Source organism: Rhizobium mongolense USDA 1844, assembly GCF_000419765.1.
Lineage (GTDB): Bacteria > Pseudomonadota > Alphaproteobacteria > Rhizobiales > Rhizobiaceae > Rhizobium > Rhizobium mongolense.
Genome location: NZ_ATTQ01000010.1, coordinates 204085 through 229465 on the forward strand (window position 1 = coordinate 204085; position 25381 = coordinate 229465).

General features: G+C 60.9%; 23 protein-coding genes. 7 read left to right on the forward strand and 16 right to left on the reverse strand.

The window, feature by feature from the left end:
- Window positions 1-35: 35 nt before the first annotated feature.
- The 5 genes from ubiA to A3C3_RS0120855 all read right to left on the reverse strand — a co-directional run bounded on the left by ubiA (window position 36) and on the right by A3C3_RS0120855 (window position 5954).
- Window positions 36-995 carry a 4-hydroxybenzoate octaprenyltransferase gene (gene ubiA, locus A3C3_RS0120835; protein WP_028739846.1) on the reverse strand — a complete coding sequence of 320 codons (960 nt, stop codon included), beginning with the start codon at window positions 993-995 and terminating at the stop codon, window positions 36-38.
- Window positions 996-1054: 59 nt separating this feature from the next.
- Window positions 1055-1540, reverse strand: a complete 486-nt coding sequence (locus tag A3C3_RS0120840; protein WP_022716524.1) for a class I SAM-dependent methyltransferase — start codon at window positions 1538-1540, stop codon at window positions 1055-1057.
- 76 nt (window positions 1541-1616) lie between these two features.
- Entirely contained in the window at window positions 1617-2198 is a 582-nt protein-coding gene (locus A3C3_RS0120845; RefSeq protein ID WP_022716525.1) for a histidine phosphatase family protein, read from the reverse strand.
- Window positions 2199-2248: 50 nt separating this feature from the next.
- Window positions 2249-3508 carry a cyclopropane fatty acid synthase gene (locus A3C3_RS0120850; RefSeq protein WP_022716526.1) on the reverse strand — a complete coding sequence of 420 codons (1260 nt, stop codon included), beginning with the start codon at window positions 3506-3508 and terminating at the stop codon, window positions 2249-2251.
- A 136-nt stretch (window positions 3509-3644) separates the two neighbouring features.
- The gene (locus A3C3_RS0120855) at window positions 3645-5954 is read right to left on the reverse strand and encodes a Tex family protein (protein ID WP_028739847.1); all 2310 of its coding nucleotides are present in this window, start codon (window positions 5952-5954) and stop codon (window positions 3645-3647) included.
- A 371-nt stretch (window positions 5955-6325) separates the two neighbouring features.
- On the opposite strand from A3C3_RS0120855, the gene glyS reads away from it, so the two are divergent.
- Together glyS and A3C3_RS0120865 are read left to right on the forward strand one after the other, a co-directional pair.
- Window positions 6326-8638, forward strand: coding sequence for a glycine--tRNA ligase subunit beta (gene glyS, locus A3C3_RS0120860; protein ID WP_022716528.1), 2313 nt, complete (start codon window positions 6326-6328; stop codon window positions 8636-8638).
- A 181-nt stretch (window positions 8639-8819) separates the two neighbouring features.
- Window positions 8820-9317 carry a 2-thiouracil desulfurase family protein gene (locus tag A3C3_RS0120865; RefSeq protein ID WP_028739848.1) on the forward strand — a complete coding sequence of 166 codons (498 nt, stop codon included), beginning with the start codon at window positions 8820-8822 and terminating at the stop codon, window positions 9315-9317.
- A gap of 125 nt (window positions 9318-9442) precedes the next feature.
- Here A3C3_RS0120865 and A3C3_RS0120870 read toward each other — a convergent pair whose 3' ends face one another.
- From A3C3_RS0120870 to A3C3_RS0120910, 8 genes are all read right to left on the reverse strand, one after another.
- Entirely contained in the window at window positions 9443-9907 is a 465-nt protein-coding gene (locus tag A3C3_RS0120870; protein WP_022716530.1) for a plant virulence effector HPE1-like domain-containing protein, read from the reverse strand.
- Between the two features lie 107 nt (window positions 9908-10014).
- On the reverse strand, window positions 10015-11286 hold the full coding sequence (purD, locus tag A3C3_RS0120875) for a phosphoribosylamine--glycine ligase (protein ID WP_022716531.1): 1272 nt from the start codon (window positions 11284-11286) through the stop codon (window positions 10015-10017).
- A gap of 66 nt (window positions 11287-11352) precedes the next feature.
- A complete protein-coding gene (locus A3C3_RS0120880; RefSeq protein ID WP_022716532.1) occupies window positions 11353-13287 on the reverse strand; it encodes a DUF2207 domain-containing protein in 1935 nt (644 codons plus the stop codon).
- A gap of 43 nt (window positions 13288-13330) precedes the next feature.
- Complete coding sequence (gene aroA / locus A3C3_RS0120885; RefSeq protein WP_028739849.1) at window positions 13331-14593, reverse strand: 3-phosphoshikimate 1-carboxyvinyltransferase; 1263 nt, start codon at window positions 14591-14593, stop codon at window positions 13331-13333.
- A 91-nt stretch (window positions 14594-14684) separates the two neighbouring features.
- Window positions 14685-15236 carry a LemA family protein gene (locus A3C3_RS0120890; RefSeq protein ID WP_022716534.1) on the reverse strand — a complete coding sequence of 184 codons (552 nt, stop codon included), beginning with the start codon at window positions 15234-15236 and terminating at the stop codon, window positions 14685-14687.
- 328 nt (window positions 15237-15564) lie between these two features.
- On the reverse strand, window positions 15565-16524 hold the full coding sequence (locus A3C3_RS0120895) for a glycine--tRNA ligase subunit alpha (protein WP_022716535.1): 960 nt from the start codon (window positions 16522-16524) through the stop codon (window positions 15565-15567).
- A 372-nt stretch (window positions 16525-16896) separates the two neighbouring features.
- Window positions 16897-17088, reverse strand: a complete 192-nt coding sequence (locus tag A3C3_RS0120905; protein ID WP_022716537.1) for an NfeD family protein — start codon at window positions 17086-17088, stop codon at window positions 16897-16899.
- A 19-nt stretch (window positions 17089-17107) separates the two neighbouring features.
- On the reverse strand, window positions 17108-17968 hold the full coding sequence (locus tag A3C3_RS0120910) for a S49 family peptidase (protein ID WP_022716538.1): 861 nt from the start codon (window positions 17966-17968) through the stop codon (window positions 17108-17110).
- A 171-nt stretch (window positions 17969-18139) separates the two neighbouring features.
- Between A3C3_RS0120910 and A3C3_RS0120915 the strand changes: the two genes are divergently transcribed.
- Window positions 18140-19471 (forward strand): Nramp family divalent metal transporter, encoded by a 1332-nt coding sequence (locus A3C3_RS0120915; RefSeq protein ID WP_022716539.1) that lies wholly within the window; start codon window positions 18140-18142, stop codon window positions 19469-19471.
- Here the strand turns inward: A3C3_RS0120915 and A3C3_RS0120920 are convergent.
- Together A3C3_RS0120920 and A3C3_RS0120925 are read right to left on the reverse strand one after the other, a co-directional pair.
- Window positions 19449-20240, reverse strand: a complete 792-nt coding sequence (locus A3C3_RS0120920; RefSeq protein WP_022716540.1) for a tRNA1(Val) (adenine(37)-N6)-methyltransferase — start codon at window positions 20238-20240, stop codon at window positions 19449-19451. The two genes, A3C3_RS0120915 and A3C3_RS0120920, sit on opposite strands and share 23 nt — an antisense overlap.
- A gap of 7 nt (window positions 20241-20247) precedes the next feature.
- Window positions 20248-20475, reverse strand: coding sequence for a putative signal transducing protein (locus A3C3_RS0120925; RefSeq protein WP_028739850.1), 228 nt, complete (start codon window positions 20473-20475; stop codon window positions 20248-20250).
- Between the two features lie 108 nt (window positions 20476-20583).
- Between A3C3_RS0120925 and A3C3_RS0120930 the strand changes: the two genes are divergently transcribed.
- The 4 genes from A3C3_RS0120930 to moaB all read left to right on the forward strand — a co-directional run bounded on the left by A3C3_RS0120930 (window position 20584) and on the right by moaB (window position 25010).
- Window positions 20584-21600, forward strand: a complete 1017-nt coding sequence (locus tag A3C3_RS0120930) for a polyprenyl synthetase family protein (RefSeq protein WP_028739851.1) — start codon at window positions 20584-20586, stop codon at window positions 21598-21600.
- Window positions 21601-21732: 132 nt separating this feature from the next.
- On the forward strand, window positions 21733-23565 hold the full coding sequence (locus tag A3C3_RS0120935) for a tetratricopeptide repeat protein (protein ID WP_022716541.1): 1833 nt from the start codon (window positions 21733-21735) through the stop codon (window positions 23563-23565).
- 6 nt (window positions 23566-23571) lie between these two features.
- Complete coding sequence (locus A3C3_RS0120940; RefSeq protein WP_022716542.1) at window positions 23572-24459, forward strand: 4-(cytidine 5'-diphospho)-2-C-methyl-D-erythritol kinase; 888 nt, start codon at window positions 23572-23574, stop codon at window positions 24457-24459.
- Entirely contained in the window at window positions 24459-25010 is a 552-nt protein-coding gene (gene moaB / locus A3C3_RS0120945; protein WP_022716543.1) for a molybdenum cofactor biosynthesis protein B, read from the forward strand. Before A3C3_RS0120940 ends, moaB begins: the two co-directional genes overlap by 1 nt.
- Before the next feature lie 45 nt (window positions 25011-25055).
- Here the strand turns inward: moaB and A3C3_RS0120950 are convergent, their stop codons facing one another.
- Entirely contained in the window at window positions 25056-25370 is a 315-nt protein-coding gene (locus A3C3_RS0120950) for a hypothetical protein (RefSeq protein ID WP_022716544.1), read from the reverse strand.
- Window positions 25371-25381 lie beyond the last annotated feature (11 nt).

The following is a 25381-nucleotide window of genomic DNA, read 5'->3' on the forward strand; positions in this document are numbered from 1 at the left end:
TGAAACCCGGCCTAGCGCCGGGTTTTTCGTTTCAATCAGGGAAGCCCGAAGAGCAGCGAGACGAACAGTCCCGCAAAGATGATCAACCCGACACGGTTGTTCGATTTGAAAAGCGCCAGGCATTGCGTCGCGTCGTTGATGTCGAGCCTGGCGATCTGCCGGGCGAACATGCCGGTGGCAATCAGCAGCCCGAGATATGCCGCAAAACCGACGCCGGCAAAAACAAAGGCGAGCAGCATCAGGACCAGTGTTGCGCCATAAAGGCCAATCAGCCACTGCCGCGTCCGATCGCCGAAAAGCCGGGCGGTGGAACGCACGCCGATCAATTCGTCGTCTTCCTTGTCCTGATGCGCATAAATCGTGTCGTAGCCGATCGTCCAGGCGACGGAAGAAAGGTAGAGCGCAATCGCAGCGAAAGACAGGCCTCCGAATATGCCAGCCCAGCCCATCAGCGCGCCCCAGGAAAAGGCAAGGCCGAGAAAAAATTGCGGCCAGTCTGTGAAGCGCTTGGCAAACGGGTAGAGCGCAACGATGGCGAGCGAGAGCACGCCGAGAATGACTGCAAACCAGTTGAACTGCACAAGCACCAGCAGACCGGCAAGCGCCTGAAGCACCATGAAGATCTTTGCCTGGGTGCGCGTGACGCGTCCCGAAGGCAGCGGCCGCGAGCGCGTGCGTGCGACCTCCATGTCGATCCTGTGATCGACCAGATCGTTGTAGGTGCAGCCTGCCCCGCGCATGGCGACGGCGCCGATGAAGTAGAGAAACAGGTGAAACAGCGTCTGCGAGCCGGAAAACAGGCCTTGTCCCGCGGCCACATTTGCGGCCAGCGCCACCGACCAGAAGCAGGGCCACATCAGGAGTTGCCAGCCGATCGGCCTGTCCCAGCGCGCCAGCTGCGCATAGGGCCAGAGCCACGGAGGCAAAATCCGGTAAACCCAATTGTCCGAAGGCGCATCGGCAACGCGCCCGTTCAAGCCGCCAATCTGTTGCATGCGGCCATCTAGCGACGGGCGAAGGCGCGGGTCAATAGCAGCGTGGCCTGCCTGCGCGTTCATCTTCGCCGATAGAGAAAATAACGGCCCTTCTCGACGGACGGAGGCAGCGGCATTTCCTCCAGTTCGGGATGCTTCAGTTCCAGGCCGCTTGCTACAAATCCGTCAAGGGTCAGCACCGCGACCACGCGGGACGGCAACCACTCGCGGATGATTGCGTCCTGCTCCGGATAGCCGGTTCCAATGTCGGCATGAACGACGGCTGCCCTGGTGCCAGTATAACTCAGGCAAGTCTCCCTGATATCGCCGATGACGACATCGCCGTCATCGGGCCGGCAGCTTCCGTGCGCACCGTTTTCGCGGTCGAATGCAACGATGTGCCGATCCGGGAAGCGCACCCGCAAATGGCTGTAGGTCCTGCCATTGCCGAGGCCGATTTCTAGTATCGGTCCATCGGGCAGGCTTGCCTGCCTTGCCGCGATGTGATCGAGAATGTCCCTCTGTGCGGAAATCCTGCTGATGAAATCGTCGAGACGTGTTCGCATAGGGAGCTCCGAAGGTTGAACTCGAAACAGGCTTTAAATTCAATAGTTCATCACGCCGCTCCAAAGCGACAGCCTCTTAGCGCTGGTTCCAGCGCCGGATCACCGGCTCCGTCAGATCGTGCTCATAGCCTAAGATACTGATGCTTGCAGTATCGAGGACGAAGCGCGAGCCGTCTTCAGGCGGCAGGCCGAGCCAGCGGGCGGCGAGCACGCGGAGGAAGTGGGAGCTCGAGAAGATCAGGATCGGCGCGCCGGCATGGCGAAGCTCGCGGACGATACGGTCCGCCCTTGCGCCGACATCTGCGGCCATTTCTCCGTCCGGGCAGCCGTCGCGGAAGAGCTGCCAGCCGGGGCGGGCCGCGAGGATTTCCTTCGTCGTGATACCCTCATAGGCACCATAGTCCCATTCGGCGAGATCGGGCTTGATCACGGCATCTGCGCCGAAATCGGCAAGGGCGCAGGTGTTCGTCGCCCTTTGAGAAGGGCTCGACCAGACGGCCGAGACAATCAGTCCCTTCAGGCGATCCGCGAGTTTGCGGGCGGCCGTCTCGCCATTTTGGGTCAGCGGGATGTCAGTCCTGCCGGTATGTTTTCCGGAGAGGCTCCATTCCGTTTCGCCGTGGCGGACAAGATGGATTTCGGGAAATGCACTGCTCATCTGCACGCCTTTCCTTGTGGAAAAAACGCGGCCGATGCTGCGCCGCGATATCAGAAGACAACCTTTTCCAAGGGGGGCCGTGTGGCCTCGAATTCCTTCAGCTTCGCCTCGTTCGCGGCAATGTAATTGCGGTTGTCCGGTGTTGAATACTGGTTCTTGGAAACCTGGATCTGCATGACGAAGAGTTCGTCCCAGCGGAAGCCTATTTCGGAGCCGGCGAGATAGAATTCCCACATCCGGAAGAAGCGCTCGTCATAAAGGGCGACGGCTTCCGCCTTGCGCGCCATGAAGCGCTCGCGCCAATGGCGGAGCGTATAGGCATAATGCAGCGGCAGGACCTCGATGTCCCGGATCAGCAACCCGGCCTTCTCGATTGCAGGCACCGTCTCGCCGATCGACGGGATGTAGCCCTGTGGGAAGATGTATTTCTCGATGAAAGCATTTGTCGCAAAGCTCGGCTTCGGCCGGGCGATGGAATGAAGAAGCATGACGCCGTCGTCAGCGAGAAGTTCATGCACCTTGCGAAAGTAATTGTTGAAATTGCCGATGCCGACATGCTCGAACATGCCGACCGAGACGATGCGGTCGAACTTCATGCCCGTCATCGTGCGGTAATCCTGCAACTCGAAGCGGACGCGATCGGCGAGACTGCGCTTTTGGGCGCGCTCGCGCGAGATCTTCAGCTGCACTTCGCTGAGCGTGATGCCAGTGACGTCAACGCCCTGCGTGGATTCCGCCAGATACATCCCCATGCCGCCCCAGCCGGAGCCGATTTCCAGAATACGCTGGTTGGGCTCCAGCAGAAGCTTGGCTGCGATATGGCGCTTCTTGGCGACTTGTGCTTCCTCCAGGCTGATGCCCGGCGGATCGAAATAGGCGCAGGAATATTGCCAGTCCTCGTCAAGGAAAAGTTCGAAAAGCTTTTCCGACAGGTCGTAGTGATGAGCGACATTGCGCTTGTTGTGATTGACCGGCAGCCGGCTCTTCAGCTGCTGCAGTGCGATGCGGCCGACCAGAAGTGCGGCCATCGGGATATCGAAGATTTCGTTGGTGGTGTTCTGCTTCACCATCGAAAGGAAGTCGTAGATGTTGCCCTGTTCAAGTACGAACCGGCCGTCCATGTACATTTCGCCGAGCTTGAGGGTGGGGTCGCGGCGGATAAGCTTCTCCGCCTCCTCGTCGGCAACGCGGACGACGACCAGATCCCCGGTGCCATCGCCAATTGCATATGTCTCGCCATTGGCCAGCGTGAGCTTCAGATTACCCTTGCGGATGATTTTTTGGACAATTGATAAAAATCCCGACGCCATGAAAGGCCTCGCATATGTGACAGGATGATGTGCGTTAAACTTAGTCGCTCTCTTCCGCCACACAAGCGCCGTATTTGGCAGTTCCGCAACAAGACTGCCAAACTGTGACATTTTTGCAATGCCTGCCGTTAAGCTATTATTTTCGCTTCATGGCCTCGGCAAGAGCAGCGCCGAAGGCGCCCTGGGTTTCCTGTTTCGGGACAGCCGGACGCCGGTCGTGTTGCGGCCGTGCGCCTTGATTTCCACGGGGTTCGCCCCGTGGCGCTGAAGCCGAGGAGCCATCGTCTTTGCGCATCGAAAGACCGATGCGCTTGCGTTTTGCATCGACTTCGACGACCCGCACCTTGACGACATCGCCGGCCTTCACAACTTCGTGAGGATCTTTGACGAAGCGGTCGGCAAGCTGTGAGACATGCACAAGGCCGTCCTGATGCACGCCGATATCGACGAAGGCGCCAAAAGCCGCAACGTTGGTCACCGTGCCTTCCAGCATCATGCCGGGCTTGAGATCGGAGATTTCGTTCACGCCTTCTGCGAAGGTTGCCGTCTTGAAGCTCGGGCGCGGATCGCGGCCGGGCTTTTCCAGTTCGGCGAGGATATCCTTGACCGTCGGCAGGCCGAACTTCTCGTCGATGAACTGCCGTGGATCAATCGATTTCAGTGCCGCGCTGTCACCCATCAGCGACCGCAGGTCGCGGCCGCAGGCGGCAACGATCTTCTTTGCCACGCCATAGGCTTCCGGGTGCACCGATGACGCGTCGAGGGGCTCCTTGCCATTCGGGATGCGCAGGAAGCCTGCCGCCTGCTCGAAGGTGCGGGTGCCGAGACGCGCGACCTTGAGCAGGTCGCGGCGGCTTTCGAAGGGACCGTTCTGGTCGCGATGGACGACGATGGCTTCGGCAATCGACGGGCCGAGGCCGGAAACGCGTGAGAGCAGCGGCGCCGAAGCCGTGTTGAGATCGACGCCGACGGCATTCACCGCGTCTTCGACGACAGCGTCCAGCGAGCGCGACAGCTTCTGTTGGTCGACGTCATGCTGATACTGGCCGACGCCGATCGATTTCGGCTCGATCTTGACAAGTTCGGCCAGCGGATCCTGCAGGCGGCGGGCGATGGACACCGCGCCACGCAGCGACACGTCGAGATCCGGAAATTCAGCTGCGGCGGTCGCGGAGGCGGAATAGACCGACGCGCCGGCTTCCGAAACGATGACCTTGGTGGGCTTTGCACCCGCAAGATCGGCCAGCATGTCGGCCACCAGCTTTTCGGTTTCGCGGCTTCCAGTGCCGTTGCCGATGGAGATCAGTTCGACATTGTGCCTAAGGATCAGCGCGGTGAGTTCTGCCTGAGCGCCACGCACGTCGTTGCGGGGCTGGAAGGGATAGACCGTGGAGGTCGCAACGACCTTGCCGGTGCCGTCGACCACTGCGACCTTGACGCCAGTGCGGATGCCCGGATCGAGGCCCATCGTGGCGCGCGAGCCGGCAGGCGCCGCCAGCAGCAGATCCTTCAAGTTTCGCGCAAAGACGTGGATCGCCTCCTCTTCGGCGCGTTCGCGCAGTTCGCGCATCAGGTCGAGAGACAGCGACATGGAAAGTTTGACGCGCCAGGTCCAGCTTGCGACATCCATCAGCCAGCGGTCGCCGGGGCGGCTCGTGCCGATTTCATAGGCAGCAGCGATCATGCGCTCGACAGGTTTGTTGGGAGAGGCGGTCTCGGCGTCGGCCTCGATCGTCAGCGTCAGCACTTCCTCGTTCCAGCCGCGCAGCATGGCGAGTGCGCGATGGCCGGGCGCGGTCGCCCAGCGCTCCGAATGGTCGAAATAGTCCGAGAATTTCTCGCCGGCCGTCTGCTTGCCATCCACGACCTTGGCCTTCACAAACGCGGCGCTGCGCATATGGGCACGGAGCTTGCCGAGCAAATCGGCATTTTCCGCAATGCCTTCGGCGACGATATCGCGTGCGCCTTCGAGCGCTGTCTTCGCATCCGGCACATCGGCAGTGATATAGTCCTCCGCCAGCATCGCCGGTCCCTTCGAGCGATCGGCGAGGATCGCGTCGGCGAGCGGACCGAGGCCGCGCTCGCGGGCGATTTCGGCACGGGTACGGCGCTTGGGTTTGTAGGGCAGGTAGAGATCCTCGAGCTCCGCCTTGGTGGCGGCACCAGCGATCTTGCCCATCAGTTCGTCGGTCATCTTGCCCTGGCCGGCGATCGATTCGACGATCGTGTCGCGGCGGGCTTCCAGTTCGCGCAGATAGACGAGGCGTTCTGCCAGATTGCGCAGTTGCGTATCATCCAGGCCACCAGTTACTTCCTTGCGGTAGCGCGCGATGAAGGGAACGGTCGCGCCCTCGTCGAGCAGCTCGATCGCGGCTTTGGCCTGGTCCGGCCGGGCATTGATTTCGGAGGCGATGACTGCGGCAAGTGAGCGGAGGTCTGCGGCCATGGGATTCCCTGAATTAACGAAGGTAGCGGGACCATAGCGGCGAAAAGCGGCAAGGCAATGCCCGGCAGAGCTTTCCACAGCAGACTGACGCCCTTCATACAGGTCTGCGCCCGCACCCATCCGACCCTTCGGGCCTACCTTTTCCCCGCTGGGGAGAAAGGACGACAAAGCAGCCGCCTCATCTCTTCGCCCCCAGACAGAAGGTGCCTGGCAGGGTGCGGATGCGGGGGCGGCGCAGAAGGGCGATTGCCTCCTCGCCTGGCTCGCGCGCCTGGATTTCCCGTTTTTGCGGTTGTGCAGATGCGGCATTCTTTGGTAGCAGAGGCGACCGTTTTGGACCGTCCTCCCTAAAGGAGGCAAGGAAAAGTGACATGCCCGATCTGCTTCTAGAACTTCGCTCCGAGGAAATTCCGGCCCGCATGCAGCGCAAGGCTGCCGGCGACCTGAAGAAGCTCGTCACCGATGCGCTGGTGGAGGCAGGACTTTCCTATGAGGGCGCCCGCGAATACTGGACGCCGCGCCGCCTGACGCTTGATATCCGCGGACTGACCGCCCGCTCCGCCGATGTGCGCGAAGAGCGCAAGGGCCCGCGCACCGATGCCAACGAAAAGGCGATCGAAGGCTTTTTGCGCGGCGCCGGCCTTTCTTCGATTTCCGAGGCGCAGGTGAGTAGCGACCCGAAAAAGGGCGATTTCTACATTGCCGTGATTTCAAAGCCCGGCCGCGCTACGGAAGAGATCATCGGCGACGTGATGCCCGGCATCATCCGCGATTTCCCTTGGCCGAAATCCATGCGCTGGGGCAAGGCGTCCTCCAAACCTGGCTCGCTGCGCTGGGTGCGCCCGCTGCAATCGATCGTCTGCACTTTCGGCACCGAGCATGAGGAAACCTCCGTCGTCCCCTTCGAGATCGACGGTATCGTCGCCTCCAATGTGACCTACGGCCACCGCTTCCATGCGCCAGGCGCCATCACCGTCAAGCGTTTCGACGACTATGCCGCGAGCCTCGAAAAAGCGAAGGTCATCCTCGATGCCGAGCGGCGCAAGAACATCATCCTGCATGATGCCCGCGACATCGCCTTTGCCGGCGGACTGGAACTCGTCGAGGACGACGGTCTGCTGGAGGAAGTCTCCGGTCTCGTCGAATGGCCGCAAGTGCTGATGGGCAGCTTCGAGGAGGATTACCTCTCGATCCCCTCCGAAATCATCCGGCTGACGATCAAGACGAACCAGAAGTGTTTCGTAACGCGTAAACAGGGCGAAGAGACGCTTTCGAACAGGTTCATCCTCGTCTCCAATGTTGAGGCGACCGACGGCGGCAAGGAAATCATCCATGGCAATGGCAAAGTCGTCCGCGCCCGCCTTTCCGACGCCCTACATTTCTGGAAGCGCGACCAGGGGAACTTGCCGGACCTCGAAACGCTGGAGGCTTCGGCGAAGAAATTCGGGCTTGATCTGAGGAAGCCGCTCGATCAGCGGATGGCGAAGCTCGATGCGCTGCATGTGACGTTCCACGCAAAAATTGGAACGCAGGGCGAGCGGGTAACACGCATTCGCACCCTTGCCGGCGAAATCGGTAAAATCGTCAATGCAGATCCCCTGAAGGTTAGCCGAGCAGCAGCCTTGGCAAAGGCGGACCTGCGAACTGAGGTCGTGGGCGAATTCCCTGAACTGCAGGGTGCAATGGGGAAGAAATATGCGCTGCTGCAAGGTGAAGATGAACCAGTGGCGGCGGCACTGGAGGACCATTATAAGCCTCAGGGTCCCACCGACCGAGTGCCTACCGACGGTGTTGCCATAACCATAGCCCTTGCTGACAAGATCGACACACTTGTATGGTTTTGGCGAATAAACGAAAAACCAACCGGTTCGAAGGATCCGTTCGCGTTAAGAAGAGCAGCGCTAGGATCGATACGGCTGCTGTTGGAACGGGGAATCAGAGCATCCCTCATCCCCCTGTTTCGCTCTGCATTTCGTAGCGAATGGGCTGTGGCCATCGCTAGCCATGAAGCTTCGATAAGACTCTTCGAGCTTAAAATCCAACAGGATAACGAAAGGTTCGACCACGAGAGGCTCGTGCAAGAACAGCGCGAAGCTATCAAATATTGCAAGAATTATCTTGCTGACGGCCATCCAAAGACAATCGAAGAAGAACATGAGCTGGCAATCAACCTCCTTTCCTTCTTCCACGACCGCCTCAAGGTCTATCTCCGCGACCAGGGTGCCCGCTACGATCTGATCGATGCCGTCGTCACATCCGAGGCTGACGACCTTCTCATGATCGCCCGCCGCGTCGAGGCGCTGACGGCTTTCATTACCTCGGAAGACGGCAAGAACCTCCTGGTCGGCACCAAGCGCGCCACGCAGATTCTGGCCGCCGAGGAGAAGAAGGGTACCGTCATCGCCGACGGCGTTTCGGAAAAGCTGTTCCGGCTGGATGCCGAAAAGGAACTCTTCGCCGCCATTGCCAAAGCATCGGCCGAGGCTTCCACCGCCATCGCCAGCGAAGACTTCCGCTCGGCCATGGAGGCGCTTTCGAAGCTCCGCGCCCCGGTCGACCGCTTCTTCGACGACGTGCTCGTCAACGACGAGGACGCGGCAATCCGCGCCAACCGCCTCGCCCTGCTGCGGCTGATCCGCGAGGCGACGGGGACGGTCGCGGACTTCTCGAAGATCGCAGGGTAACAGTTTCGGACTAGCCGCGGGCCTGCCCTGGCGGCGACCTCGGGACCTCATTGTTGCCCTTTGAACGAGTCTCCCGCGCGATGGACATGGCGCTGCTGGATCCCTGTGACAGGCACAGCGAGAGGTGGATGAGAAGCGCGTCCCACTGGTCATTCACCAGCGCTCGGGCTATCAGACAATCATGACCACCAAAATCCTCGTCAGCGCCTGTCTCATGGGCCATGCCGTCCGTTATGACGGCCGGGCGAAGCCGCTCGCACATCCGGCGCTCGAGCGCTGGCGGACGGAGGGCAGGCTGGTGACGATCTGTCCGGAGATGTCGGCAGGCATGCCGGTGCCGCGGCCGCCGGCGGAAATCGAGGGCGGCGCGAGCGGCAAGGACGTGCTGTCTGGAGCAGCACGTGTGTTCGAGATCACCGGAGGCGATGTGACGGCTGCATTCCGAGAAGCGGCGCAGAATGCGCTCAGGCTGGCTCAGGAGACAGGCTGCACCCATGCGCTGCTCATCGACGGCAGCCCCTCCTGCGGTTCCGGTGTCATTTATGATGGGTCTTTCAGCGGAACGCGGCGGGACGGCAATGGTGTTACAGCTGCGCTGCTGAAGCGCGCGGGAATCCAGGTCTTCTCGGACCGAGAAATCGACCGGCTGGTGGAAAGCCTCGCGACGCCAGTTGCATGAGTACTTTGAAATCAATTGAAATAAAGAATGCGCTCCTGCTTCTCTTCAGGAGCGCATTCAATCCGCCATACGGCGGACCCCGTACGACCAAAACTTTGGCCGGGTCAGGGGCAGGGAACTAAAAATCACATCCTTAGCTTAAAGTCGGAAACGTCGAGCGGCGCCGTTTGTTCCGCAGGGGCGGACATACCTGCAACAACAGGCTTCGCATCGCCGCCGATGACGGAGGTCGTTGCCGTCGGGTCGATGCCTTCGACGGGGACCGTCACCTTGAAGGCGGCCAGGACTTCGGGGGTTGCCTTGGTCACGAAAACGACGGGCGAGCCGCCCATCCAGCCTTCGGTACGGTAGAGCTTCTGCTCTCCGGCCACATCGTGGAGCGCGCTGGCCTGGATGGCCCCGGGCGGCAACGCCGGCACCGTGTAATCCTTCTTGCGTTCGGTCGATCGCAGCGGCGGGCAGGTCGTGCAGCTCTCGGTCACGATGCTTTCGCCGCCGGTGCGCGGTGTCTTGCCGATCACCTCGATCGAGGATGCCATCGCCGAACCGGCCGCCAGAAGAATTGCCGCACCGAGAATGAATTGACGCATGGAAACTGCTCCGACTTACTATGGGAACAGAATAGCGCGCCTTTATTTCCATCCCGTCAGGGGAAAGGGTAAAAATTTAGGGAACTGAACCCGATTTCGGGCCAAAGTTAAGCTCTTTCGCGCTCGATCGCCCGCCAGCCGATATCGCGGCGCCAGAAACCGTTTTCCCATTCCACCTTGTCGAGCAGCGCATAGGCGCGGCTCTGCGCCTCGCCGACTGTTTGGCCGGTGGCGGTCACGTTCAGCACACGGCCGCCGGTTGCGACAAGCTCGCCGTCCCTCAAAGACGTGCCGGCATGGAACACTTTCGCGCCGTCGCCTGCCTCCGGCAGCGAGAGGATCGGCGTGTTCTTCTCGTAGGAGCCCGGATAACCCTTAGAGGCCATCACGACGGTCAGCGCCGGATCGTCGCTCCACTCGGCAGTGACCTTGTCGAGCGTGCCTTCGGCCGCTGCCAGCAGCAGCGGCAGCAGATCGCTCTTCAAGCGCATCATCAGTACCTGGCACTCAGGATCGCCGAAGCGGACATTGTATTCGATGAGTTCCGGGCCCTTGGCCGTAATCATCAGCCCGGCGAAGAAAACACCGGAGAAGGGATAGCCGCTTTCGGCCATGCCGCAGATCGTCGGCTCGATGATTTCCTTCATCGTCCGCTCGATCATCTCGGCCGTCATCACCGGAGCCGGCGAATAGGCGCCCATGCCGCCGGTGTTGACGCCGGTATCACCCTCGCCCACACGCTTGTGATCCTGTGCGGTCGCCAGTGGCAGGGCGTTCCTGCCGTCGCAGAGGCAGAAGAAGCTTGCCTCTTCGCCGTCGAGATAGGCCTCGATGACGACCTCGGCGCCGGCTGCGCCGAACGCACCTTCGAAGCAATCGTCAACTGCGGCAAGCGCCTCCTCGACGGTCATCGCCACCGTCACACCCTTGCCGGCGGCAAGACCATCCGCCTTGACGACGATCGGGGCGCCCTGTGCGCGGATATAGGCCTTTGCCTTCGGAGCGTTGTTGAAGCGCTGGTAGGCACCGGTCGGGATGTTGTAGCGGGCGCAGATATCCTTGGTAAAACCCTTGGAACCTTCGAGCTGGGCTGCTGCAGCGGAAGGACCGAAAACCTTCAGCCCATCGGCTCGCAGGCGGTCGGCAAGGCCGGCAACCAGCGGCGCCTCGGGGCCGACGACGACAAAGTCGATCGCCTTTTGCGCGCAGAAGGCCGCGACTGCCTCGTGATCTTCGACCTTCAGGGAAACGAGCCTCGCATGTTCCGCAATGCCCGGGTTGCCCGGCGCGGCATAGAATTCCGTCATTAGTGGCGATTGTGCCAGCTTCCAGGCAAGCGCATGCTCGCGTCCGCCCGAGCCGATCAACAGAACCTTCATGCCTGATCCTTTCCGTTTTCTGTCTGGCGGTTAAGGGGCGGGACGCCAAAGGTCAAGCGGGAAAGCTCACCAGCCGCCACCCCCGCCGCCTCCCCCGCCACCACCCGAAGAACCGCCGCCACCGGAAAAACCGGAAGAGGAACTGGAGGGCGGAGGCGAGGGAATAGTCGAAGCGATGGTGGACGCCATCGACGACGAGAAGCCGCCGATGCGGTCGGAGAAGCTTCCGCTGCTGAAGTTGCCCGAATACCAGGACGGGGCATAGGCAGCAGCCGCACCGGCAGCGGCCGCCGCGAGCCAGGTTTCGAAGGTGCGCGTCCAGGGCTTCTCGACACCTAGCGCAACGGCATAGGGCAGCAGCCTCTCAAAATGTTGGGGCGACATTTCCGGCGCACCGGCCATGTTCATCCGGTCTTTCTCGGCAAGCGTCAGATACTGACGAAGGCCGTCGATGCCATCCATGATCTTCGAGCCGAGCGGCGTCGGCGCACCCATGATGAAGACATAGAGCAGGTTGAGCAGCACGATGCCGCCGACGGCAAAGAGCATCGGCGTCTCGTGGAATTCTAACAGCGTGGAGAAAAGCGCCAGAGCCAGCGATGAAATGATGCTGAAGCCGACAAAAACGATGACCGCGATCGCGATCACAGCGGCGATCTTGCCGCCCAAGGACTGGCCAGGACGGAACGACCGTGCAAAGCCGGCCACGAAGATGGCGACGAAGACAGAAACGACGATCGGGATGATCATAAGGACGATCGCATCGGGTTCCAGCGTGCCGAAAACGAAGAGCGCAATAAGTGCGGCAGCGCTGAGCGCGATGCCGCCAGTCGTATAGCCTGTATTGGAATTGTAGTATTTGCCGCGATGTTCCCGCTCGATCGCCGAGCGGAAGTTTTGACCGACCGACTTCACGCGTTCGCCGTTTGCCTTGTCGATCGTCAGCGATCCCTTGTTGGCGACGGCGCTCAGGAGGCTGGTTTCGCCCGCTTCCAGCTTCACCTTACCCAGCGGCTTTTCCGTGCGGCGTACGATGATCGATTGCTTGAGGTCTTCAAGGATGACATAGCCGCGAACCGCCAGGTCCAGCGCCGTTGCCGAAAGCGCCGTCCAACCCCCGCCTGAAATGCCCTTGTTGTCGATGTAGTTGACGAGCGCCGGCGAGATGCCTTCGGGAGGATCCCAGCGCGGCACAAGGACGCCACGGGAAGGGTCGCGTCCGACCTTCATCCAGGAGCGGGTGTAGTAAAGGAAAACAAGGAGGAGGCCGCCGAAACCGATGAAATAGTCGCGGTTGTCCTTCAGCCACCAGATGTTCTGGTCCGATTGGCTCGGCGGATCGATCGCGCCTTTCGGAAGCTTGACGGCAATCGTCAGACCTTCGTTTGCATCGAGCGGCATGGTCGTCGAGAAGACCGGCCGGGCGTTGCCGCCTGAAATCCGGGCATTCTTGTCCTTGGCGCCAAGCGCACCGGTGAAGACATTCGTATCGGTGGCGGTGATGCCATCTGGCAGGTTCACGGTCGCGGTCGCGGTCATGATCGGGAAGATCCAGCCGTTACCGGTCACATTCCAATAGAGTTCGTCGTGGTCGGCGAAATATCGGATCTGGCGATTGGTGGTGTAGGTGAAGGCATATTGATGGCGGCCTGGTGGAAGCATGACGTCTTCTGACCCAGCATAGATGCGGATGCCGCCGGAGATGGATTCGGTCTTCCACGGCTCGTCATTGCCGTCGCGTTTCACCGATACAACGTCGAAGTCGACGCTGCGGCGGCGACCTTCTTCATCGACGAAAGTCAGCGGAAAGTCGCGGAAGATGCCGCGCCGGATCCGATTGCCCTCGGCATTGACGGTGATTGTCTCCGTCACCGTCATGGCGCCGCTCTTTTCGAGTTTTATATCCGATGCGAAGGAGTTGATGACCTCCGCGGCACTTGCCCCATATGCTGCAAACGCCAGAAACAGAATGAAGCAAAGGCCGAAAAGCCGCCGGATCATCATACCTCTCCCCGCCGGCGGCGCGCTGCCGCCTCAGATAATGTCAGCCCTCGTTCGCATATTTGACGCCCAGTCCTGCCAGCGTCCGCCAATAGGCAGGGAACGTCTTGCCGACGCAGTCCGGATCGAGGATCGTGATGCCGTCTATCTTCAGCCCAGCGAGCGCGAAGCTCATGGCGATGCGGTGGTCGGCAAAAGTGTCGATCTCGGCAGGAAGACGCCTTCCGGCAAGCGACGGATCAGACTGGACGATGAGATCGTCTCCTTCCTCGCGTGCCAGATCCGGGCGAATCTGCGTCAGGCCGGTCGACAGCGCGCGGATGCGATCGCATTCCTTGACACGCAGATTGGCAATGCCGACGAAATGGACGGGCGTTTCGTTGAAAGCGGCAAGGACTGCGAGCGTTGGAACCGCGTCCTGCATCTGCGAGCCGTCGATTTCAGCCGGCAGGCGCGGGAATTTGGCGATCATCTCATAGGCGCGCGCATCCGGCTGCGTGAAGGCGCCGTTCGGCACGCCGAGATCGATGGAGCCGCCGGTCAGGACTTCGGCAGCCCAGAGATAAGTTGCCGCCGACGCATCCGGCTCGATGACGAAATCGGCCGCCGTGTAGCCGGTCGGCTCAACGCGCCAGCTGATCGCGCTCGTCTTCTCGACCTTGGCGCCGAAGGCTCGCATCGCGGCGGTCGTGAGATCGATGTAGCCGAGAGCACCGATGTCCTCGCCGAGGAGTTCGATATCCACCGGGCGGTCGCCTCCGGCCGCCATCATCAGCAGAGCGGACACATACTGGCTGGAGAGACCGCCATCGATCCCGATACGGCTCGCCTCGAAGCAGCCTGTGCCCTTCACGGTTACAGGCGGGCAGCCGGTTTCGGCCGTCGCATCGATTCCCAGTGACCGCAACGCATCAACCAGCGGGCCGATCGGGCGCTTGCGCATGTGCTGATCACCGTCGACGACGACGATGCCATCAACGAGTGCGGCAGCGGCCGTCAGGAAGCGTGTTGCAGTGCCGGCATTGCCGAGGAAGAGCGGCGCTTTTGGCGGAAGCAGCTTGCCGCTTCCGGTGACGACGAAGCTCGTATCGTCGCGTTCGTCGATGGCGACGCCCATGGCGCGCAGGGCATCCGCCATGTAGCGCGTATCGTCGCTCTTCAGCGCGCCGCTCAGGCGGCTGGTACCCTTGGCGAGGCCAGCCAGGAGCAGTGCTCGGTTGGTGATCGACTTCGAGCCCGGTGGCACGGCGCGCCCCACGAGCGGAGCCTTAGCCGGGATGATGGTGAGTTTCTTGTCCTTGCTCATGACGCTTGTCTGTCCGTCCATTGCGCTAGCCGCCCTACGGCCTTGACCGGCCCTGCTCATAGCAGCTTTTGCGCAAAGGCAAACGCCCATATCAGAATTTGACGGCCGGAACGGCGCGGTCGGCCTCGTTGGCGATCTCGAAATATTCCCGCTTCTGGAAGCCGAACTGCCCGGCGACCAGATTGGAGGGGAAGCTTTCAACCTTGACGTTGAGATCACGGGCAGCGCCGTTGTAATACCGGCGGGCCATCTGGATTTCGCTTTCCATGGTCTCGAGCGAGGCCTGAAGCTCGGAGAAGTTCTCGTTCGCCTTCAGGTCCGGATAGGCTTCCGCTAGCGCCAGCACACGGCCGAGCGCCTGGCCGAGAAGGCCTTCCGCCTGCGCCCTGCCCGCTACATCGCCAGAAGGCACCGCCTGCGCCTTGTTGCGCAGCTCAACGACCTCTTCCAGCGTGCTCTTTTCGTGGGTAGCGTAACCCTTGACGGTCTCGATGAGGTTTGGGATCAGATCGGCGCGGCGCTTCAGCTGCACGTCGATGCCGGACCAGGCCTCTTCGGCCATCTGCCGGGCGCGGACGAGACCGTTATAGACAAAGACAAGATAAAGCGCGATCAGAACGATCACACCGAGAACGATAAACATCGCGAATCCCCCGCAACGACGCAAAGTTTGGACGGAGACTATGCGGCTTCCGCTGGATTGTCATCCTGCATTTCCGGGCTGCGGTTTACATCAGCGACTAGCGAAATCTCACGATACCGCACACATACAGCCGGTTGTATCTTTCTTATTGTGCCGGCTTGTTTACGGTGCACTCGCAACTCATGACGAGGAATAATCGACAATGAGCGCAGCAATCTTCCTATTGAGCCTGTCGGCGATCGCATCCCTTGTCGTCTTCCGAAAGACCCCACGGCCGGCACCCCGGCGCGTCGTCGTACGGTCCAACCACCGCCGCTAAGCGGCATTCTCAGGCGGCGGCCCTGGCGATGTTCATGCCGCCGGCATCCGTCAACAGGAAGGCTTCACCGCAAGCCTTGGCGAGCGTGCGCACCCGCAGGATATAGCTCTGACGCTCGGTGACCGAGATCACCCCGCGTGCATCCAAGAGGTTGAAGACGTGGCTTGCCTTGATGCACTGGTCGTAGGCTGGAAAAACGCACTTGTGCAGCAGCTGATTGGCATTGTCGCTCGGCGCACCAGCAGCGAGAAGCGCCTGGCACTCCTTCTCCGCATCGATGAAATGGCGATGCAGCATCTCGGTATTGGCGAATTCGAAGTTGTGGCGTGAGTATTCCTGTTCGGCCTGCAGGAAGACTTCGCCGTAGCTGATCTTTTCGTCGCCTTCGCGACCGTTGAAGTTCAGGTCGTAGACGTTGTCGACGCCCTGCACATACATCGCCAGACGCTCGAGGCCATAGGTCAGTTCGCCAGCAACCGGCGCGCATTCGATGCCGCAGACCTGCTGGAAGTAAGTGAACTGCGAGACTTCCATGCCGTCGCACCAACACTCCCAGCCCAGCCCCCAGGCGCCGAGCGTCGGGCTTTCCCAGTCGTCTTCGACGAACCGGATGTCGTGCAGCAGCGGATCGAGGCCGATCGCCGCCAGCGAGCCGAGGTAAAGCTCCTGCAGGTTCGGCGGGTTCGGTTTCAAGATGACCTGGTACTGGTAATAATGCTGCAGACGGTTTGGGTTTTCACCGTAGCGGCCGTCCGACGGACGGCGCGACGGCTGGACATAGGCAGCCTTCCACGGCTTCGGGCCGAGCGCGCGCAGCGTGGTTGCCGGATGGAACGTACCGGCGCCGACCTCCATGTCATAGGGCTGCAAAACCGCACAACCCTTGTCCGCCCAGTAGTTATGAAGCGTCAGGATTAGCGCCTGGAACGAGCGCTTCGGGTTCATATGGTCGGGGATCGATGCAGACATGGAGACAAGCCACCGGTTGCGTATTTTGCCGGACAGGTGCCATGGGAGAGGACAAGGGTCAATACATAACGTATGATCGGACCATGTTTTGGAAGGCGTTCCGTCACGAAGGTCAAGACAACGGTCACCTGTCTGATGAACAGAGAAGTTGAGCGACTTTCCCATATCGAACCATAAGAAACGACGTCACCCCGGGCTCCGGGCAATTCCGGCTTCAGATAGAGCGGTCATTTGCTTCACTGTGGAGCGGGGTTAAGCACGCCACTATTCGAGAACCCGCCTCGTCGCGATCGAACTTGTAGTCGACCGGCAATTGCAGCCGGAAAGCGCGTATTCGTTCGAGAGCCTGCACGCGTACTTCAGCGGTCACCATCATTCATCCTCCCGCTTTACGCGGTATTCGCCGGTCACCGGATCCTTGACAAGCGTGCCGACGGCGCCGGTCTGACGCTCCTTCTCGGCACGGCGGGATTTTTCCTGCAGGCGCTTGGCATCGGAGATGAAGCGGCGGTAGAGCCACCAGGCAGCGCCGACCAGGATTATGACTGTTATAAGCTGCGCCATCTCCCTTTCTCTTCTCCTCTCACAGTCCGTAGCGGCTCCACAATGCCTTTTCTTCCGCCGCTTCGACAAGTCCCGTCGCAAGACCTGATGCCAAGCCATCAATCGAGACGGGCGAGACACCGGGTATCCGCCGGCCGAAGAGGCTGCGGGCAGCGGTGACGAGCTGCAGTCTGGTTTTCGGGCCGTAGCGCCTCTTCAGTTCCTGGCGCATGTCGCCGAGGCTGTCGACGAGGCCGAGTTCGAGCCCGCGCGTGCCGCTCCAGAATAGGCCGGAAAAGACGGTTTCGTCATCCTTCAGTCTGCCGGCGCGGCGTTCGCGCACCATGGTGATGAAGACCTCGTGAATCTCGAGCTGAAGGGTCTTCAGATATTCGATGTCCTTCTCCTTTTCAGGCTGGAAGGGATCGAGGATGACCTTATTTTCGCCGGCCGTATAGACGCGGCGCTCGACGCCGATCTTCTTGAGGAGTTCGGGGAAGCCGAAGCCGCCGGAAACGACGCCGATCGAACCGACGATAGAGGTCGGGTCGGCAATGATTTCATCGCCGGCAAGCGCGATCATGTAGCCGCCGGAGGCCGCCACATCCTCGACGAAGACCAGCACTTTCTTCTGCTTCTCACGGGCAAGCTCCCGGATGCGCGTGAAGATGAGCCGCGACTGAACTGGCGAACCACCCGGCGAATTGACGGCAATGGCAACAGCGGGAGCTTCCTTGTCAGAGAAGGCCTTTTCCAGCACCGGTGCGACGTTGGCGAGATTGAGTATCGGGCGGAACTGGCCGCCGCCGCTCATGATTGCGCCCTGAAGTCTGACGACCGGGATGATCACCCCTTCCTTGCGGAAACGCTTCGGTACCAGTTTTCTCAAAAATCCGGCCATTTCAAATCCTTCTCGCTCTCGGCATCGCAATCCATGTATGCAATGGAGCAGCAAACGCAATGGGCCACCTTCCCAACATGCATCCGATTTTCCATTTTGCGAATGACTTGCATTATCATTCTAATCGGGCATAGTGCACGGCATTGGTCCCACAAGCGGTAATCATATGTTTTGAATCGTACTCCAAAAGGTGGCTGGCGACACGACCGCGAAGAAGCCTCGCTTTCAGACGTTTATCGCACGATCGGCACAGGCCGCCCGGGATCGAAACTCCGGCGGATTGCCGCCTTTGCCGGCCCTGGCTACATGGTCGCGGTCGGCTATATGGATCCCGGAAACTGGGCGACCTCGCTCGCCGGCGGCTCGAAATTCGGCTACGCGCTGCTGACTGTGGCACTGCTTTCGAACCTCATGGCGATCGTGCTGCAAGCGCTTTGCGCCCGGCTTGCCATCGCTTCTGGCCGCGATCTGGCGCAGGCCTGCCGGGACGCCTTCCCGAAATTCGTTTCTGTACCGCTCTGGGCCTTTGCGGAAATCGCAATCATCGCAACGGACATTGCCGAGGTGATCGGCACCGCAATCGGCCTCAACCTGATCTTCGGCGTTCCTCTGGAACTCGGCGTGCTGATTACGGCGCTCGACGTTTTCCTTATCCTCTATCTGCAAAAGCTCGGCTTCCGCTGGATCGAAGCGTTCATCATCACGCTGCTCGGCGTCATTGCGCTGTGCTTCGGCGTACAGATCTTCCTCGCCGACCCGCAGTGGGGCGCCGTCATCACGGGCTTCTTCCCGACGACGGAAATCGTCAGCAACCCGGAAATGCTCTATCTGGCGCTCGGCATTCTCGGCGCGACCGTCATGCCACACAATCTCTATCTTCATTCCGGCATCGTGCAGACCCGCGCCTACGGCCACACAGTGCCGGAAAAACGGGAAGCGCTGACCTATGCGACGATCGACTCGACCTTTGCGCTCTGCTTTGCGCTGCTGATCAACGCCTCGATCCTGATCCTGGCCGCAGCCGCATTCAACGCCCACGGCCGGACGGACATCGTCGAACTCGGGGAGGCGCACTCGCTGCTGTCACCGCTGCTCGGGCTTGCAATCGCACCCACGCTTTTCGGCATCGCCCTGCTCTGTTGCGGCCTGAATTCGACCGTGACGGCGACGCTTGCGGGCCAGATCGTCATGGAAGGCTTCCTGAAGATCAAGCTTCAGCCATGGGTGCGCCGTCTGATCACCCGCGCCATCGCAATCGTGCCGGCAGCGATCGTGACGATCTGGTACGGCAACCAGGGCACGGCACAATTGCTGATCCTGACGCAGGTCGTGCTTAGCCTGCAGCTTTCCTTCGCCGTCTTCCCGCTGGTGATGTTCACCGCCAGCAAGGCGAAGATGGGCGAGCTCGTCGCGCCGCGCTGGCTGAGCACTATTGCCTATGTGATCGCAGTGGTGATCGCCGGATTGAACATCAAGCTGCTTATCGACTTCGTGACCGGCTAAGCCTTGCATAGGCCGCGCGGCCATTGTTCAGATCGTCGACGAAGGGGGAGAATTTATGCGTTCCTTCTTCGTGCATGATAAGGGGTGCGCGCAATGAAAGCCGCGCCCGCGACCCCTTGATCGCCGTCACCAGGATGCGGACGGCATTCTCACCTTTGCGCGGATGGATGGCGGTAATCTCGATGCCGCCGAAGCGCCTGCCGCAGCCGGTGATGATGTCGGCGATCGATTCCGGCCGCGCAATCAGCGACAATTGCCCGCCGGGGATCATGATCGCGCCGGCGGTACGAATCCACCTTTCGAAAAGACCATCCGTCATCGCATGCGCTTCAGCCTTCAGTGCATCCGGCGTTCGCCGGTCAGCCGCGTCGTTGAAAGGCGGGTTCATGATGACATGATGGAAGACCTCGTCGGCAAGGCCTGCGTCGTTGCGCGCCTTTGCCGTGAGCGTCACATCCGCCTCGACGACCGAAACGCGACCGGCCACATGGGCGTTTTCCGGCAAGGCCATGCTTCGGCGGGCATAATCGGCCATTTCCGAAGAGCGTTCGAAAAGCACGGCCTGCGCCTTCTGCAGCCGGCAGACCACGGCCAGTCCGGCAGCACCGGCGCCGGCGCCAAGATCGGCAACCTTGATTGCACGGTCATCGGCAACGAGTGCTGCGAGCAGCATGGCATCCATGCCCGAACGGTGCCCCCTGCCCTTCGGCTGGACGATGTAAAAGCCGCCGCGATGGAAGGCATCGATCGTGTCGGAAGCGCCGTTCATGGCCACATCATTTCGCGATACGCAATTCGCCGGCGAGACCGGCATCCGTCAGGATGCGGCGAGCCTGATCGGCTCGCTCCTCCTCGACGAGCAGACGGCGCGGCAGCATGCCGAGCGAGCCCTCAAGAATGCTCATATCCTGATCCGCGACAAAGCAGTGAATTCCCGCATCCTTCAGAAGACTCTGCGCATAGGACAATAGAACAGGGTCATTGGCGCGGATAAGTTCATGCATTTGCGGTCAATTCCCTTTCAATTCTGTGTTGCGCGACAATTCACCCCTTGCCGCTTCAATCGCCCCTTTCTATTGTCAATCCCACAGAATGAACAGGAGTCCGGGTCGTTGGGCGTGGTCATACCGCTTGAAGAAAGCAAAAACAAACTGGCATCCGTCAAGCCGCTGGTCGATTTGACACGGGCGGACATGGAGCGGGTCAACCAGCTTATCCTTTCGAAGGCCGGTTCCGACGTGCAGATGATTCCGGAGGTCGCAAATCACCTGATCTCTTCCGGCGGCAAGCGCCTGCGCCCAATGCTGACGCTCGCATCGGCCTGTCTCTTCGACTATAGAGGCGAAAACCATGTCAAGCTCGCGACCAGCGTCGAGTTCATGCACACGGCAACGCTGCTGCATGACGACGTCGTCGACGAAAGCGATCTACGCCGCGGCAAATCAACAGCGCGCACGATCTGGGGCAACCAGGCGAGCGTTCTCGTTGGCGATTTCCTGCTCGGTCAGGCCTTCCGCATGATGGTGGATGTCGGCTCACTCGATGCGCTCGATGTCCTTTCGTCGGCTGCCTGCGTCATTGCCGAAGGAGAAGTGCTGCAGCTTTCGGTCGCCAAGAACATGGAGACGACGGAGGACGACTATCTTTCCGTTATCCGGGCCAAGACGGCAGCACTCTTTGCCGCTGCTGCCGAAGTCGGCCCGATCGTCGCAGACGCCGGCAAATCAGGCCGCAATGCGCTGAAATCCTACGGCATGAATCTCGGCCTCGCCTTCCAGCTTGTCGATGACGCGCTGGATTACGGCGGCAAGGCTGCGGATCTCGGCAAGAATGTCGGCGACGACTTCCGCGAAGGCAAGATCACGCTTCCCGTCATCCTCGCCTATCGCCGCGGAACGCAGGACGAGCGCGCCTTCTGGCGCGATGCGATCGAAGGCGGCAACAGCAGCGATGCCAACCTGGAAAAGGCCCTCGGCCTGATCACCAAATACGGCACGCTGAACGACACGATCTCGCGAGCCGTTCATTACGGCACGATCGCCCGCGACGCGCTGGCGCCGCTCCCCGAAACGGCCTGGAAATCGGCCCTCATGGAAGTGATCGATTTCTGCATCGAGCGGGTCAACTGATCAAAGGTCCTTGATCGCGGGCTGATTTTCTTGCAGGGCCGCTTCAAAAAAGCCATCCTATTGTGAATCAGTCTTTTCAACTGATTTCGCAGCCGGCCGGATGAATCGGCTGCCCTGATGAAAGGTTTTCTAATGCGGCAGAGATATGCCATCCGTCTTCTTTCGAGCGCAGCGCTTGCAGCGGTCATTTCGCTCGGCGCGCTTGGCGGCGTGAATGCCGAAGAAGCGGCCAAGACGGACGATGCCAGCAGGAACGTGATCTTCGACCCGGATACGGTCGGTACTTTCGCAGGCGCATTTCTCGCTGCCCGCACGGCCGATGTCGATCACGACTACAAGACGGCGATCGAGCTCTACAAGAAGGCCCTCCAGATCGAGCCGGGCAACCCGGAGATCCGCCAGCGCCTGATGATCTCGCTGCTTTTGAACGGCAATATCGAAGATGGCGTGAAATATGCCAACGACCTGAAGAAGGATCCTTCCGTCGAGCGCATCACCACCGTCGTGCGCAGCATGGACGCGATGCGCCGCGGCGAGTTCAAGACCGCCGAAGCGATCCTGAAATATGACGGCCCGAACGACCTCGACCGCATGATGAACGACCTTTTGCTCGCCTGGGCGCGCGCCGGCGCCGGTCGCAACAAGGAAGCTCTTTCGATGGTCGAGAAGATGAAGGGCCCGGAATGGTTCGGCATCTTCCAGAACTATCATGCGGGCGCAATTGCGATCGTAACCGGCAACGTGGCGGCCGCGCGCAGACATCTGAACGATGCGGTGCTTGACAAGGATGGCGGCGCGACCGCACCCGACACCTTCATGCGCGCTGTCATGGCGCTTGCCCGCCTCGAAGCATCCCAAGGCAATAAGCAGAAGGCGCTCGACGCGATCTCGGTCGGCGACAACATGCTGCCGAACTATGCGCCGCTGAATGCGCTGCGCCAGAGCATCGAGAAGGGCGAAAAGCCGGAACAGCAGGTGCGCAACGCCGCGCAGGGCGCTGCCGCCGTGCTTTTCTCCATCGGCAGCGCTTTGAACCGCGACGGCGCCGAAGACATCGTCTCGCTCTATCTGCAGACGGCCAATACGCTTGACCCGAACAGCGCCGATACGCTGGTCCTTCTCGGCGGCATTGCTGAAAAGCAGGAACAGACGGACCGCGCCATCGAATTCTACAGGCGCGTGCCGGAAAACTCGCCAATGCGACGCATCTCCGAGCTTCAGCTCGGCCTTGCCCTGGCACAGGGCGGCAAGACCGACGAGGCACGCAAACACCTCAAGGCGCTGATCGTTTCTGACCCGAAGGACGTCCGCTCCTATCTTGCCTATGGCAGCGTGCTTTCCGACGCCAAGGATTATGCGGAAATGGCGGCGAATTACGACAAGGCGGTGGAGGTGATCGGCCCGCTGCCGCGCCGCGCCGACTGGACAGTCTTCTTCCAGCGCGGAATCGCCTATGAACGCCTGAAGAAGTGGGACCAGGCCGAGCCGAACTTCCGCAAAGCGCTCGACCTCAATCCGGATCAGCCGCAGGTTCTCAACTATCTCGGCTATTCATGGATCGACATGAACCGCAACCTCGACGAAGGCCTGGCGATGATCAAGAAGGCCGTCGACCTGCGTCCGGACGACGGCTACATCATCGACTCGCTCGGCTGGGCCTATTACCGCCTGAACCGTTACGACGATGCAGTTGCCGAACTGGAAAAGGCCGCCGAGATCAAAGCCGGTGATGCGACGATCAACGACCATCTGGGCGACGCCTACTGGCGCGTCGGACGCAAGCTCGAGGCCGTTTATCAGTGGAACCGGGCGCTAAGTTCGGCGCCGGAAGAGACCGAGATTCCGAGAATCAAGGACAAGATCGCGAACGGTCTGACGTCGGACAACGACGACGCCAAGGCGGCCGACAAGAAGCAGCCCGATCCGGCGCCTGTTACGCCGCCGCCGGCCGACAAGAAGTCCTGACGACCCATGCCTGATGCGGGCATGAGCGGCGGCTTCGCGGTTACCGAAGATGCTCTCGCTAAGATCAATCTTGCCCTTCACGTGACGGGCCAGAAAGCCGACGGCTATCATCTGCTGGACATGCTGGTGACCTTTGCCGGCCACGGTGACAGGCTGGGCTTTGCCGCTTCTTCATCGGACGAATTCACGATCAGCGGACGGTTCGGCCCCGCTCTCGACATCGAGTCCCGCAGCAATCTGGTGCTCAAGGCGCGTGACATGCTTCGGCAGGCAGCGCTGGCGCAGGGCGACCATGCACCGCCGGTCCATATCCATCTCGAAAAGAATCTTCCGATCGCCTCTGGTATCGGCGGCGGTTCCGCGGATGCGGCGGCCGCCCTTCGCGGCCTCATGCGGCTTTGGAGCCTCCGCCTGCCCGGCGGGAGGCTGTCAGCGATCGCTCTCAGACTTGGCGCCGACGTGCCCATGTGCCTTGCGAGCCGGCCGCTGATTGCGCGCGGGATTGGCGAACAGATCGAGCCCGTTGCCTTGCCCTCTTTTGCGATCGTGCTGGCCAATCCGCTGAAGGCGGTCTCGACGCCCGAGATATTCCGGCTGCTGATGGCGAAGAACAACCCGCCGCTTGCCTTGCGGGGCAGCGACTGGCTGGCGGCGATCGGGGCCAACCGGAACGATCTCGAGCTGCCTGCCCGCAAGCTTGTTCCCGAGATCGAAGATGTGTCGGCCGCATTGAAGGACGCAGGCGCAAGACTTGTCCGCATGTCCGGCTCCGGCGCAACCTGCTTCGGCATCTTCAGCTCGATTGAAACAGCCGGAGCGGCCGAGGCAAAGCTTCACAGAGAACGGCCGGACTGGTATTTCCAGGCGACGGAAACGCTTTCGGGAGACAGGTGATGGCAGGTATCGACGAACAGCGGCCGTTCATTCCCGTCGGCATCGCCGTGCTGACGGTTTCGGACACGCGCACGCTAAAGAACGACAAATCCGGCGACACGCTTGTGGCGCGGATCGCCGAGGCCGGCCACAAGCTGATGGACCGCGCCATCGTGCGCGACGACAAGGCGGCCATCGCAGCCCAGGTCAACGCCTGGACGGAGACCCACGGCATCGACGTCGTGATCACCACCGGCGGCACTGGCTTGACCGGCCGCGATGTCACGCCCGAGGCGCTTGAGCCGCTTTTCGAGAAGCGCATGGACGGCTTCTCGGTGGTCTTCCACCGCCTCTCCTACGACAAGATCGGCACATCAACGATCCAATCACGGGCAACGGCAGGGGTTGCCAAGGCCACGTTCATCTTCGTGCTCCCGGGCTCGCCCGGCGCCTGCAAGGACGCCTGGGACGGCATCTTGAAGGCGCAGCTTGACTACCGCCACATGCCCTGCAATTTCGTGGAGATCATGCCGCGGCTCGACGAGCACATGAAGCGCGGCGTGGGGAAGTAGAAGGCGCGCTGCTGCCCGGCGCGCCATGGCAGCAGCCTGCGTTCGCTATGTATCCAAGCCCGGCAGAGTGGGTATCGTTTCCCAGCTGTCACCCGACAGCAGGAAGCAGCTGACGCCGTGAACATCCGTTATGATGAGTGTCCAGGTGCCGCTTTTGGCGGCATAGACCTCAAGAATGGCGTTCTGGTTGATCAGTCCGACCGCGGTGAGCTTTTCGGCAAAGTTCTGGTCAAGGAACTTGACGACCTCGGATCGGCCTGCGCAACTGCGCATCATCTGCGATGCTGCCGAATGCGGATGCGCGATCACCAATGTCGTCAATATGGCGGCCAGCAGGCCGCGGATCATATTGCGTTTCATGACGCACCTCC